This window comes from Corynebacterium sp. ES2730-CONJ, from assembly GCF_024834055.1.
In the GTDB taxonomy this organism is placed as follows: domain Bacteria; phylum Actinomycetota; class Actinomycetes; order Mycobacteriales; family Mycobacteriaceae; genus Corynebacterium.
The window spans coordinates 176,145-189,166 of record NZ_JANUXZ010000003.1 but is presented as its reverse complement, the minus strand read 5'-3'; the positions used below and the strand labels follow the sequence as shown (position 1 = coordinate 189,166).

The 13,022-nt window shown below is 53.6% G+C and carries 9 protein-coding genes; 3 read left to right on the top strand and 6 right to left on the bottom strand.

What is annotated here, in order from left to right:
• Positions 1–118: 118 nt before the first annotated feature.
• Positions 119–2,743: a hypothetical protein gene (locus NXS13_RS04920; protein WP_259289445.1), complete on the bottom strand. Its 2,625-nt coding sequence runs from the start codon at positions 2,741–2,743 to the stop codon at positions 119–121.
• Positions 2,744–2,923: 180 nt separating this feature from the next.
• Positions 2,924–4,837, bottom strand: coding sequence for a translational GTPase TypA (gene typA / locus NXS13_RS04915; RefSeq protein ID WP_259078113.1), 1,914 nt, complete (start codon positions 4,835–4,837; stop codon positions 2,924–2,926).
• Between the two features lie 349 nt (positions 4,838–5,186).
• Between typA and NXS13_RS04910 the strand changes: the two genes are divergently transcribed.
• From NXS13_RS04910 to NXS13_RS04900, 3 genes are all read left to right on the top strand, one after another.
• Entirely contained in the window at positions 5,187–5,912 is a 726-nt protein-coding gene (locus NXS13_RS04910; RefSeq protein ID WP_259289444.1) for a hypothetical protein, read from the top strand.
• Entirely contained in the window at positions 5,912–6,451 is a 540-nt protein-coding gene (locus NXS13_RS04905) for a DUF402 domain-containing protein (protein ID WP_259289443.1), read from the top strand. Before NXS13_RS04910 ends, NXS13_RS04905 begins: the two co-directional genes overlap by 1 nt.
• Positions 6,452–6,850: 399 nt before the next feature.
• Positions 6,851–7,675 carry a trypsin-like serine protease gene (locus NXS13_RS04900; RefSeq protein ID WP_259078127.1) on the top strand — a complete coding sequence of 275 codons (825 nt, stop codon included), beginning with the start codon at positions 6,851–6,853 and terminating at the stop codon, positions 7,673–7,675.
• 54 nt (positions 7,676–7,729) lie between these two features.
• On the opposite strand, the gene NXS13_RS04895 is transcribed toward NXS13_RS04900, so the two are convergent.
• From NXS13_RS04895 to NXS13_RS04880, 4 genes are all read right to left on the bottom strand, one after another.
• Positions 7,730–9,418, bottom strand: coding sequence for an ABC transporter ATP-binding protein (locus tag NXS13_RS04895; RefSeq protein ID WP_259078129.1), 1,689 nt, complete (start codon positions 9,416–9,418; stop codon positions 7,730–7,732).
• Between the two features lie 12 nt (positions 9,419–9,430).
• Complete coding sequence (locus tag NXS13_RS04890; RefSeq protein ID WP_259078131.1) at positions 9,431–10,390, bottom strand: ABC transporter permease; 960 nt, start codon at positions 10,388–10,390, stop codon at positions 9,431–9,433.
• The gene (locus NXS13_RS04885) at positions 10,383–11,309 is read right to left on the bottom strand and encodes an ABC transporter permease (protein ID WP_259078133.1); all 927 of its coding nucleotides are present in this window, start codon (positions 11,307–11,309) and stop codon (positions 10,383–10,385) included. Before NXS13_RS04885 ends, NXS13_RS04890 begins: the two co-directional genes overlap by 8 nt.
• Before the next feature lie 105 nt (positions 11,310–11,414).
• Positions 11,415–13,013: an ABC transporter substrate-binding protein gene (locus NXS13_RS04880; RefSeq protein ID WP_259158303.1), complete on the bottom strand. Its 1,599-nt coding sequence runs from the start codon at positions 13,011–13,013 to the stop codon at positions 11,415–11,417.
• Positions 13,014–13,022 lie beyond the last annotated feature (9 nt).

Genomic DNA, 13,022 nt, shown 5'->3' with positions numbered 1-13,022 from the left:
AAGTCTACTTGGTCGCCTGATTCCAACCGAAACAAGCAACCGTGTATGAAACAATTACGAAAACAGAGCTCTAGCCCCCTGCGGGAGGACTAGAGCTCACTAGATTGAAAATACGGTTTTAGAATCTTGGGAGAGGGAGCGAATCAAGGAAGGCGTTGATTCCAGGGATTCCTTGGGCTAGCACTGCCAGCAAGACGCCCAGTATCGCGACAACTGCGGTTACGATGCCTACGATCGCACCGGTACTGAGAGTGTCTTTTTCTTTTTCCTTTTCTTGTTCTTTCTTAAAGGAATCAAGTGCTCGCTCGACGGCGTTAACCTGCGACTCTAGGGCCCTCACCGCACTCACTGATGCTGCTGCATTGACTTCAGCCATCACAGCCTCAGCCTGCTCCACCACAGCATCAGCGCCCACAGCCACAGCACCCGACTTCGCAGCCTCCAACCGCTTCACCAACGGAGCACGAGCAGCATCAACCTTCTCAGCCACAGCATCAGCAACAGCCCGCTCAACCTCTACAACCTGAGCCACCAACTGCTCAAGCGCCTCCACACTCGCAGCAGCATTAACCTCAGCCATCACAGCCTCAGCCTGCTCCACCACAGCATCAGCGCCCACAGCCACAGCACCCGACTTCGCAGCCTCCAACCGCTTCATAAGTGCAGCGCTCTTTTCGGCACGGAGGTTGGCTGAGAAATCCTGAACATCCTGCTCCACCTGCATGATCTTTGCTTCGATTGGTGCTAGATCCTCTGAGTTTTGAGCTGCAGAGAGATCATCGGTAAGCGTGTCAATCTGAGCGAGTATTTCGGTAGCGTTCAGTTTGATCGCTTGCGCTTTTGCACTTTCAAGACGCACAATCAATGGTTGACGTGCAGCGTCAAGCTGGGCCTCGATAAGCTGGGCCTCAAGAGCCGTGACCTTGGATTTTAGGTCTTTGATAGTGTGCACTGTTGAAGAGCCGACTTGGTTGAGGAGATCCGCGGCTTGGCCCTTGAGCGTTTGATTGTCAAGCTGGGTCGCTTTATCAAGGATGGCTTCCAGCCGCTCGGTTAAAGAGGTTTGTGCAGTCGCGAGATAGTTTTCTTCTACGCGAACCTTAATTGCGAGAACACTTTCTTTGAGCTCGCTAGCAGCTACTTTCTTGGTCACAAGTTCTGGCAGATCAGCTTGGGAGAGTGCGCCCAGCATTTGCGTCGCCTGAAGTGCTTTAGCCTGCAATAGGCTCGAGTCTGCTCCCTGGGCGTATACCTGCGTGGCGTTGGCTACTTTTACGGTTTCGCGTAGGATTCCTCCTACTTTTTGATTGAGGCTTGACTGTGCTTCGGCTTTGAAGGGCTCGATCTCCTCGGCGATCCTAGTTACTCCATCGAGAGATACGGCATCGAGTAGCCTGCTGCGTATATCCTCGGCTTTGTTTGAGATCGCATCATCACCGATGGCTTGTACAGCAGCATCAGTAGTAGCTAGTTCTCTTAGAGCCTCGGCTCGATGAGTGTGCACCGAAACATTCAATAAGGCGGTTTCAATGGCGCTGCTCAAACTCTCGAGAGCTGCTCGATCGGTCGCGTCTGCCACGCCTCGTTCAAGTTCGTCAAGTTCATTTAGGATTCGAGTGCGCGTATTCTCGGCGATCTCCGCTGCTAAGAGCGCGGTGATCTGAGCCCGAGCCTCCTGCAACTTAGTTGTATACACTTGCTTCTGTGCAGCGAGTTCATCGCTAGCAGCTTTCTCGACGGAGCGGGCAAACGCGTTGACTTCTTCGGTGGCCTGCTGTAGCTTCATCTCGGAATCGATGGCTTCGACGGTAGCTGTTAATTCCTCGGCTTTGCTAACAAATTCTTGAGAATCAGCAAGGGCCTGGGCCCGCTCAAGGGTATCGGCTATTTTTTCCTTGAGGTCAGACTTTTGTCGGTCGAAATCAACTTCACCACTATCGGCTGGTTGCAGGGGACCGTGGGCGGCCTCGAGGACACCAGTATTCGTCTGCGCATTCGCTTCTGCGGTCTCGGTAACGAAGTTCTGATCCGCTTTCGACTCGTTGTACTCTACCTTGTATATCTCGAGGTCAGCGAAGTCCTCTTTTTTCGCCCGTTGAGCCGAGTCAGTGGGATATTTATCGGGTACGCCCCAGTCGATGACCGCTGCTATTGGAATGCGCTTAACCTCGACGATTCCATTTGTGTAGGTTTCTAAGATCGCAAGGGATCTCACGATGTCGGTATAACGGGTCTGATACCACGCTTCGGCATTCGGTTGATCTTTGAGTTCCGCAAACTTTTTCTTCGCCTCTGAGAGGATCTCTTTAGCCTTGAGGTCGGTCGCTTCTTTGTATCCAAGCGTTGTAAGATCGAGGGCCCGCGCTTCGGGGAAATCCTCGGCTTGCAGAAGCACGAAAGTGCGGGCAGCAAGGGCTATTTGAGCGTGTTGCTTGGCCCATCCTAGTCCCTTCCAGGAAGCGCGTGGACTGTCGAAAGCGTAGAAGTCTTCGTTCCACTCGGTAGCCGAATCGGCGTGATATTGCCGTGCACGGTAGATGGTATCGAAGCTCGTGAATGCACCTTCGTAACGTGCGGCGTCGGCTGGGGGGTTCAGCAGCTGATCGCTGGGGAGTGATGCAATCTCAGCTGCCTGAGCTGCTACTACACTTAACGCTAGAACTGATGGCTGAGTGACTGCAACGCCTTGCAGCGCGAGGGCTGTGGTTAGGCCAAGGGCGGTCAAACGGGCTGGATTGTGCATCTAAGAAGATCTCCCTGATCGATCGGCAAATGATAAAATTTTCGAAGTTACCATATCTCGGCAACTTAGCCTTGCCTAAATCCTATACCCTCGGATACCCCCGTGAAGGTCCACTCCCTGCCATCGGTCTAGACAAAGCAACCCCCCTTCCACTCTGCTGTGGAAGGGGGGTTCGAGAAGCTACTTATTGCGGTTTTTTTCCCGAGAACGCGAACGAGCTCGCTCTGTAGCATTGAGGTTCACCTTGCGCACGCGCAAGATATTCGGAGTAACCTCAACACACTCGTCTTGACCACAGAACTCCATGGCCTCATCGAGCGATAGCACGTGCGCTTTAGCCAGAGTCACCGTAGCGTCGGCTGTTGCCGAGCGCATATTGGTGAGTTTCTTTTCCTTGGTAATATTGATGTCCATATCTTCATCGCGGTTATTGGCACCAACGACCATGCCCTCGTAGGCTTCCATGCCAGGTTCGACGAAGAAATTGCCGCGATCGGACAATTGCTGAAGGGCATAAGCTGTAATTTGACCGGAACGATCGGCCACGAGGGAGCCCGAGGCGCGACCCTTGATTTCCCCCGCCCATGGGCGAGCTTCGATCGAGTACGAGTTGGCTATGCCTGCACCACGGGTTTCCGTGAGGAAGGTGGTACGGAAACCGATGAGACCACGAGAGGGCACGTCGAATTCCATCCGGACCCAATCGCCCGACAGGTTAGACATTGACGTCATCTGCCCCTTGCGGGCTGCGAGCAACTGAGTTACTGCGCCTTGATACTCTGATGGTGTGTCGATAACCATATGATCATGGGGTTCGTAGATTTTGCCATCGATATGCTGCAGCACAACCTGGGGTTTGCCCACAGTGAGCTCAAAGCCTTCCCGACGCATGGTTTCTACCAGCACAGATAGCGCCATTTCGCCACGCCCCTGCACCTCCCAGGTATCTGGACGCTCGGTGGGCAGTACCTTGATGGATACGTTACCAATGAGCTCCTGGTCCAAGCGTGCCTTGACAACACGCGCCGTGAGCTTGTCGCCTCCGCCTTTACCAGCTAGTGGTGAGGTATTAACACCAATGGTCATAGAGATTGCGGGCTCGTCGACGGTAATGCGAGGCAGCGCAACTGGATGTTCGATATCGGCGAGGGTATCACCGATCATAATATTGTCGATACCTGAGATCGCCGCGATATCGCCAGCGACCATCTCATCATTAGTGGATTCGCGGGACACACCCACGGTGCGCAACAGTTCTGCGATTTTAACGGTTTTAACGTGCTGGTTACCCTCGTCGTCGTAATGGATCCACGCCACCTGTTGGCCCTTTTTCAGGTGGCCGGAGTGAATGCGAACGAGCCCGATACGCCCTAAAAAGGAGGATGAATCCAAGTTTGTCACGTGGGCCTGGAGTGGCGCATCGATGGTTGCTGATGGTTCTGGGAGTGCCTCGTAGATGACATCGAAGAGTGCTTGAAGGTCTGGAGCGTCTGGCACGTTTCCATTCCCAGGATTCTTGGTAGAGGCGCGGCCTTCACGTCCGGAAGCATAGAGCACCGGGAGGTCGAGCAGCTGCTCGGCAGCCTGCGCAGCCTCGGGATCATCAAGAGAAGAGGCCAGCTCGAGGAGCAGATCCTGAGACTCTTCCACAACTTCGTCAATACGAGCATCGGGGCGATCGGTTTTATTGACCACGATAATGACGGGCATTTTGGCGGCGAGCGCTTTGCCGAGCACGAAGCGAGTTTGTGGTAGTGGCCCCTCAGAGGAATCAACGAGGAGAACAACGCCGTCAACCATGGATAGGCCACGTTCGACCTCACCGCCGAAATCGGCGTGACCTGGTGTATCGATAACGTTGATAACGAGGTCTTGGCCGTCTTTGCCTAATCCTTTGCGACGAATGGCAGTGTTCTTTGCCAGGATGGTGATGCCCTTTTCTTTCTCAAGGTCACCCGAATCCATGACCCGATCGGTGACCTCACCGCGGTCACCGAAAACGCCGGACTGCTCTAGCATGGCGTTCACGAGGGTAGTTTTGCCGTGGTCGACGTGTGCGACGATGGCAACGTTGCGAAATTCTGGATGACTCAAGAGGTGCTCCCACTATAAAGGAAAGAAAAATAACGGTACAACCCTACTCCACCACGGCCAATCATGGCTACTTTCGGCCCCATTTAGGTTCCAGCGTGCACCTTTACTTTGCAATGATCGATCGCTCTAGTCACCTCAATCCGCTACTGGAAAACAACCGATCCCTGTTATAAGTGGGACAATTGTGCTAGAAAAGTATTAGATTTGAGAACTTTATCTGAGAGGCCTAGGGGTGAATCCCACACTGCTCAGCAAAGATTCTTCGGACACAATATTCTAAGTCACGGGAAAGGCGATCGACCTTTCCTATCGCTTCCAACCTTTGGCACTTGCAGGAGACGGCCCCACTATGTTCAGAAAAAAAGCTGCATCATTACTAGTTGCCACCGCAGGCCTTCTCATCCCTGCTGCTTTGGGTCCGGTCGCTCACGCCGCGGAGCCCGCCTTATCATCGCAATCACATATCACTGTGCCTCCAGCGATTGATTTGAGCCAGTATCCCGCTTGGCCCATCGATAATCTAGGGCGCCCGAAGGCTCACCTCCTCGACCAAGCTGCAACCTTTGCACAATCCGCGCCGTTGCCGGATATGCTTCGCACCGCCATCATGGCTGGGGTGGGCTTCTTTAAAGGCGAGGGGAAACCGGGTGTAGATCTTCCGGCTGACGGTCCCCGCTTCTTCCAGTTTGGGTGGCCCACCGTTGCCCGTAGCTGTATAGGAGGAGAGCTAGACTCAGTCGGTAGTGCCATCGCAGTGCCAGGACCCGCCTCGCTCCCCCTACCGGGAGTGGCTGATGGGGAGACCGCTTTCGTCTTTACAGCATTAGGAACTGGCACCTTGGATCGGTCTGATATGCGAGTACGGTGGTTTAATCTCAGCACGCTCACCAGCGGAGAGATCATCCTTGACCAGAAGGGTATCAACCCAGAGGGGCCAGCGACCGCAACTGCCACTGCTCCAACGGGACGCGGGCACATTGTAGCCGTAATGGATGGAGGGATGAGCACGATAGAAGGGGAAAGTGCAACATATTGCACCTTTGCCCCTACTAGCGTAGCTTTCGAGGTTAAATAATGGTCGATCTCCATCCCATCAAGGAAGAAGTATTTGATCTGGAATCCAAGATCAATATCGACCCCAAGGGTTTTAGTCGCGCTGTAGATTCCTACCGCACGACTCCATGTGGACTGTATATGGCTCGCGGCGCCGATCACCCTCAGTTTGGTTACCTAGAATCGTGGTTATTGCCAAAAATAGGCCTACGGGCAAATAAATTTCACTACCGAGACTCGGTTAAAAAGCGTGAAGATATTTATATCGACGTCGTGGACATAGATATCAAAGCGGATACGTGGACCACGCGCGATCTCTACGTGGATCTCATGTGGATCCGTGGCAATAGTATCGAGGTTCTTGATATTGATGAGCTCGCCGCCGCGACGTCGGCAGGGCTAATTTCCGCTGATGATGCTGAGATGGCAATCGAGTCCACGCTGAGAGCTGTAGAGGGAATAACCCGCTATGGGGATGATCCAACACGGTGGATGTACTCCCAGGGGATAGATATTCAATGGGCCAAAGCGGTTACCTTGTCCCCTGCTGCGAATTCCTAAGATCCCTGGAGTCACTTCCTTCACTTCTGAACCTCTCGCGGGTAGACTCCCAGCTATGCTCACCGATATTCGAAGGTTATACCGCTCGAGATTCCGAGTGAGCTTTAGCCACCCCCACAAACATGGAGCCACACGGCTCCACGAGACTAAAGATGATCCTAACCATAACGACACCCCGACTGGGCCTATGTTGAAGCACTACCGTGTGCGTCCACATGCACGCGAAAGTGCGAGAAAGATAGCCTACCTCTTTCGGCTGTGTGATTATGGGCGCCACAGAGAAGAAGCCATCAACCTAATACTAGAGCGCGAACTCGTTTCCTAAAGCACCCTAGTTTCACAGACAACCTGGGCGTAGCACTGTCTTGCCCTATAGATAGAGATAGCAGATACTTACTCATGAAAATTATTCGTTTGCTCAGTACCACTGTCATGCTGGGGATATCACTATTATTTGGCTCTAGCCTTGGATCTGTACCAGAAGCGCACGCGGTCATGGGTGGGCGTTATATACCCAACGAATCGGTAGCCTTAGTCGTGCTCGGTCACTCACAATGCTCGGGCACGGTAATCGCCCCAACGTGGGTACTTAGCGCCAAGCATTGTGTGCATCAGGGACCCTCGTTGATCCGAATTAAGGGGGAGAATTTTTATCCCACTGAGGCAGTGCTGCACCCTCATGATGATCTAGCTCTGTTGCGGCTTCATCGCCCTACCTCAGCGCGAGCGGTCCCGCTGTCATCATCCCACCTCCTCCCTGGTGAACATGGCATCCTCACCGGCTTCGGTGCTCACCCCAATGGTCAGGCAACAACCGCTGACGCCCATATCACCCGGCGTGTGCACCGTCTTCCAGCGCCCCTAGATACGGTCACAATTATAGAATCGAACTTTACCGGCGGACGTATTAGCCAGGGAGATTCTGGCGGACCTCTCTTCGACGACAGCGGAGCACTCGCGGGTGTTCAATCCGCCATGACCGAACCTGGCACGGTGGGTTTTATTACCCCAGTGGCCGAGCATAGTTCGTGGATCAGCCGACACGCAGGCATCCCAGCTCCGGTGATCATCGATCGACCTGCCCCGCTTATCGACGCCAGCCAGTCGCCTACTGTTGTTCCTCTCCCCGCGGTCCCCCCGGTGGGCATCTCAGCTATCGAGAGTTTACTTAATTACCAATTCGATATCCGCGTACTCACCCCAGGTGCGATCCTGAGTAGTTAGAGTAGGAAAGAAAGCCCCTTTTTATCAGGGGCTTTTCTCTACCAAGGCGATGGCTTATAAATCGACACCTAGTTCGATACCTAAGCCCGGAACCGAATCGATAAGATCGCGGGTGTATTCTTGCTGTGGATTAAGGAATAGTTGGTCGGCGGTTCCTTGTTCGACTACTTTGCCCTTCTTCATGACAACCACCTCATCAGCGGTCTGGCGAACCACCGCGAGATCATGAGTGATAAATAGATAGCTTAAGCCGAGGTTTTCCTGCAAATCTGCGAGTAATTGTAGGATTTGATGCTGGACCAACACATCCAATGCCGATACAGCCTCGTCCAGGACCACAACTTCAGGATTGAGGGCGAGTGCGCGAGCAACGGCGATACGCTGGCGCTGGCCTCCCGACAATTCATTTGGATATCTGCGCATAGCCGATCGAGGCATTGCCACCATGTCGAGGAGTTCCGCGACTCTGTTTTCCCGCTCCTGTCGATTCCCTACCTTGTGCACGATGAGAGGCTCTTCGATACACCGGTAGATGGAGTACATGGGGTCCAGGGAACCATAGGGGTTTTGGAAAACCACCTGTAGCTTCCGGCGCATGGCGAAAAGTTCCTTCTCGTTGAGAGTAGAAAGATCAGTTCCCTTGTAATAGATTTTACCGGAGCTGGGGTCTAAAAGATTGAGTACCACATTCGCTACTGTCGACTTCCCAGAGCCCGACTCTCCTACGAGGGCGAGGGTCGTACCCTTTTTCAAGCCAAAGCTCACATTATCTACAGCTTTGAGTATCGATTTACTCCCACGCGCGCCGCGAACTTTGAATTCGCGCGTGAGATTCTCCACTCGGATGATCTCCTCGTGGTCATTCTCGCGCTTTCGCCTTAACAGCTCCTTTGGAGTGAGCCCTCGCTTTTGGGCAGACTGGATGCGCGCTGAGGCTAGGGACGGAGCGGCATCCACTAAACGCTGCGTATAGGGATGCTGCGGGTTCTGGAGGATCTCAATAGAAGAACCTGATTCAACTACGCGACCGCGGTGCATAACCACGAGGTGCTCCGCACGCTCGGCAGCCAAACCTAGGTCGTGGGTGATAAAGAGTACGGCGGTTCCTAAGTCTTTGGTGAGATTTCCCAGGTGATCGAGGATACGTTTTTGCACGGTTACGTCAAGCGCAGAGGTGGGCTCGTCAGCAATCAGCAATTTAGGACGAGCTGCTAGGCCCATGCCTATGAGCGCACGCTGGCGCATACCGCCAGAAAATTCGTGTGGAAACTGCTTGGCGCGGCGTTTCGCATCCGGGAGTCCGGCCTCTTTTAAGAGCTCCGCAACCTGCTCGTCCATTTCGGCCTGTGGGACAACTTTGTTTGCTTTGAGCGACTCTTTGATTTGAGTACCCACGCGCCATACTGGGTTGAGGTTACTCATGGGGTCCTGCGGCACCAGGCCAATATCGGAACCTCGGAGTTCATTGAGCTCTTTCTCGGACAGGTGCGTGATATCGCGACCTTCAAATGTAATGCTACCGCCAGTCACTTTTCCTGACCCTGGTAGCAGGCCAATGATGCTCATAGCGGTCGTGGATTTGCCGGAACCAGATTCTCCCACAATGGCCACAGATTGGCCGGGATAGATTGTCAGGTTGATCCCGCGCACTGCCTCGACTGTTCCAGTGGTGGACTCGAAGGAGATCTTGAGATCCTGCAATTCCAGCAACGGGGCGGGCAGGGTTGGTTGTGGTTGGGTCATCTCTTTGTTGTCCTACTTATTACGGGCTTTAGGATCGAGTGCATCACGGACCACATCGCCCATCATGATAAAGCTCAAGACGGTAGCCCCGAGGGCCACAGCCGGATAGAACAACACCATTGGCTGGGTGCGCAATGAGGCCTGTGCCTTGGCAATATCGCCGCCCCAGGAGACAACGGTGGGCGGCAATCCTATGCCTAAAAAGGACAGGGTTGCTTCGGCCACGATAAAGGTACCTAAGGCGACCGTGGCATAGACAATGATGGGAGCAGCGGCGTTGGGGAGGATATGTGAGGTGAGAATTTTCCACCGAGAAGCTCCCACGGCACGCGCCGCCGTCACGAATTCCTCATTTTTAGTTTCCAAAACGGCACCGCGGGTAATACGACCAATTGATGTCCAGCCGAACATGGTGAGTACTAAAACGACGGTGATGATCGTACGATATTCTTTGAACATTTGCATCACCACGATAGCAGCAAGAACGAGAGGTACTGCATAGAAAATATCGGTGACTCTCGACAAAATAGCGTCAATAATTCCACCGAAATAGCCGGCTAGGGCGCCCACCGTGGTACCGATCACAACGACAGCCAAGGTTGTCAAAACCCCCACGGCCACGGAAGCACGCGCCCCGTAGACAACGCGGGCATAGATATCACAGCCCTGTCGGTCAAAACCGAAGGGGTGTCCGGAGCGCGGACTATCTAGTGAGTTAGCCAGCTGACAGAAAGTGGGATCCGTTGAGGTGAAAAGCTGTGGGATTGCTGCGAGAGCGAGAGCTATCAGGATAAGGGACCCCGCGACCCAAAATAGTGGTCGCCGGCGCAAGTAGCGCCACGCTTCACCCCAGACGGAAGTAGGCGCAGATTCATCGGCAACTGCGTCAACGGCGCCAAGGCCTGTCTCATCAGTGTGAGCAATAAAACGCTCTTGGCCTGGAAGAGTACGGGGATTATGAGAATTATGCATAGCGAATCCTTGGGTCCAGCACAGCGTAGAGAAGATCTACGGCGAGGTTAGCGATGATATATACGATCACCAGCACGGTGGTAAAGGAAACGACAGTCGTGGGCTCGCCTTTCAAAATTGCTTGATAGATCGCTCCACCTACTCCGTTGATTCCAAAAATGCCTTCGGTGATAATGGCCCCGCCCATGAGCGCGCCTAAGTCGGCGCCGAGGAAGGTTGCCACTGGTATCAGCGAGTTACGCAGCACGTGACGTCGCGTTACCGTACCGCTGGCAAGTCCTTTGGCCCTGGCAGTACGCACGAAATCTGCGCGGAGGTTTTCACTCACGGATTGTCGCGTGAGTCGCACAACGTAAGCGAAGGATAAGGCACCTAGCACCGCCGCGGGCATGAGGAGGTTGACAAAGGTTTCGCGGGCGCCGACGGTGGGCGGCAGAATCCCCCACTTGACGCCGATGAGAAATTGAAAAAGAAAGCCTATGACGAAGGAAGGCACTGCAATCACGATAAGTGAGGTCACAAGAACCGTGGAATCGAAAATTCCGCCACGGCGCATACCAGCAACAACGCCGAAGAGGACTCCGAGGACGGCTTCAAAGATCAGTGCCATCATGGCCAGTTTGATAGTGACGGGAAAGGCATTTGCCATCGCTTCGGCTACGGGACGTCCGGAGAAGGTCGTTCCGAAATCGAGCATGAATACGCCCTTGATATACAGCAAATATTGGATGATGAAGGGCTTGTCCAGATTATATTCGGCGGTAATTCTCTCGCGGGCGGCGTCAGTGAGCCCGCGTTCGCCCCCTAAAGCCTCTACGGGATCGCCAGGCATGAGAAATACCAAGGCATAGAGCAGCAGGGTGGCGCCAAAGAATACCGGAATCATCTGTAGAACGCGGCGGCCAATATAGCGCAACATTGGATTAGTTCCTTATGAATTGAAGTATTATAAAAGGACTCTGGCCCCGCGCATGTGAGTACGCACGGGGCCACAATCATGAGCTACGAAGGAGCTCTAAGGTATCTAGGCCTTTTTCACCATGTAGTAAACAGGCTGGCTATTCCACCCGAAGGCAACATCTGTGACTTCTTCGCTATAACCAGCGGTGACGTTGGAATACCACAGGGGCAGGACAGGCAAGTCTTGGAGCAGGACTTCCTGTGCTTCCAGGAAGTAGGACCGTCCGTCTTCTACGGTGTCTGCCCCATTACCTAAGGTTAGGAGAGCATCGAACTCGGGATTAGAATATCCGCCATCATTCGACGATGCACCCGTGGCGTACAGTGGAACCAGGAAGTTCGCGAGTGAGGGATAATCTGCCTGCCATCCGGTGCGGTAAGCGCCGGTGACATTGCCAGAGGTGACATCGTCACGCAGGGATTTGAAATCTGGATACGGGGATCCCACCGCCTGAATACCGAGCGTATTCTTGATTTGGTTAGCTACCGCGTCCACCCATGCTTGGTGTCCGCCATCGGAGTTGTAGGCAATAGTAAATTCGCCCTCATAGGGTGCGATTTCATCGGCTTTGGCCCACAGCTCCTTGGCCTTTTCTGGGTTGTATTCCAGCACCTCGGAGCCTTTAAGAGAATCGGAGTGGCCTGGAATGACAGGAGACGAATAATCGGTAGCTGGAGTGCGAGTGCCATCGAAGATAGCTTTGGTCACTTCTTCACGATTAATCGACAGCGAGATCGCTTCGCGGCGTAGCACGCCCTCTTCTCCGGTGAAGTGCTCGAGGCTATAAGGAATGGTAACAGATTGGAAGATAGCCGCAGGTTGGTTGACAGCCCGCTCGCCCAATTCGGATTCGAAGGAAGCAAAGGCGGTGTCGGGGATGGCGTCTAAGATATCAAGGTTACCGGACAGCAAATCAGCATAAGCCGCGTCCTGGGAGGCATAGAAGACAAATTTAATGCCGTCATTTAGTGCCTTACGGGGGCCGTCGTAATTCTCGTTAGGAACAAGAAGGGCGTCTTGGTTGTGATTCCACTCCGCGAGTTTATACGGACCATTACCTGCGGGGGACTCACCGAAAGCCTCGATATCATCGAAGGCAACGGCAGGCAGTGGGTAGAAAGCAGAGTAACCTAAGCGAGAGGGGAAATCGGACTCGGGCTGATTCAACTCGATCTTAAAGGTCTTCTCATCAACTACTGTCAAACCCTCGAGTGGCTTGCCTTCTTCAAAACCCTTGATGGGTTCGAAGAAAAAGGCGTTGCGGAGAGAATTTTCCACACTATAGCTCCAGGTATCCACGAAATCTTGGGCAGTTACTGGAGTGCCGTCCGCGAAGCTGATGTCGTCTTTCAGAGTGACTACATAGGTCTTGTCGCCTTCAAGCTCAATGGATTTAGCCATATCGTTGTGCGTTTCACCCGCCGCGTCATAGTAGAGCAGACCCGAGTAAATAAGCTCGACTATTCGGCCTCCACCAGTTTCGCTGGTATCCGCCGGGATGAGAGCGTTTTGAGGCTCAGTACCAAAAGCGGTGATGTAATTCGTGGCGCTCATCTTTTGATCGTCGGATGCGGAGTTTGAATCGGCGTCGGTAGCACACGCTGCAAGGATAAACGCTAGTGATGTACCTGCGCCTACCGCGATAGTTTTCTTGAGAGACATTAAGCAGCC

Coding starts and splice junctions, on each gene's coding strand:
- NXS13_RS04920 (WP_259289445.1), bottom strand. CDS start 2,743: ATGCACAATCCAGCCCGTTTGACCGCCCTTGGCCTAACCACAGCCCTC.
- NXS13_RS04910 (WP_259289444.1), top strand. CDS start 5,187: ATGTTCAGAAAAAAAGCTGCATCATTACTAGTTGCCACCGCAGGCCTT.
- NXS13_RS04905 (WP_259289443.1), top strand. CDS start 5,912: ATGGTCGATCTCCATCCCATCAAGGAAGAAGTATTTGATCTGGAATCC.
- NXS13_RS04900 (WP_259078127.1), top strand. CDS start 6,851: ATGAAAATTATTCGTTTGCTCAGTACCACTGTCATGCTGGGGATATCA.
- NXS13_RS04895 (WP_259078129.1), bottom strand. CDS start 9,418: ATGACCCAACCACAACCAACCCTGCCCGCCCCGTTGCTGGAATTGCAG.
- NXS13_RS04890 (WP_259078131.1), bottom strand. CDS start 10,390: ATGCATAATTCTCATAATCCCCGTACTCTTCCAGGCCAAGAGCGTTTT.
- NXS13_RS04885 (WP_259078133.1), bottom strand. CDS start 11,309: ATGTTGCGCTATATTGGCCGCCGCGTTCTACAGATGATTCCGGTATTC.
- NXS13_RS04880 (WP_259158303.1), bottom strand. CDS start 13,013: ATGTCTCTCAAGAAAACTATCGCGGTAGGCGCAGGTACATCACTAGCG.